Genomic DNA, 236 nt, shown 5'->3' with positions numbered 1-236 from the left:
CCGTTTACCAGCGGGGTCGCCAGCGTCTGTTTAAGGGCATCGACCAGCTTTTGCTTGCCCACATCGGTGGCGAGCGCGGAGGCATCCTGACGAGAAAACAGCAGCAGCAGACGGCTACGCACTTCTGGCAGGTAGTCGTTCAGGCGTGCACGGGTCGCTTCATCTTTCAGACGCAGCGTAATACCCACGTAAAGCACGCGATCCGCATCGCCCAGGTTGACGGTGAACGTATCCAG

General features: G+C 59.3%; 1 protein-coding gene. It reads right to left on the bottom strand.

Annotation, left to right across the window (positions count from 1 at the left end):
• A partial coding sequence (locus tag RTW80_RS30800; RefSeq protein WP_312722054.1) for a flagellar basal body-associated FliL family protein occupies nt 1-236 on the bottom strand: 236 nt, incomplete at both ends.

This window comes from Escherichia sp. AM3, assembly GCF_032029835.1.
Taxonomy (GTDB): domain Bacteria; phylum Pseudomonadota; class Gammaproteobacteria; order Enterobacterales; family Enterobacteriaceae; genus Escherichia; species Escherichia coli.
The sequence above is the reverse complement of the archived record's forward strand: the minus strand, read 5'-3'. Positions and strand labels throughout refer to the sequence as shown.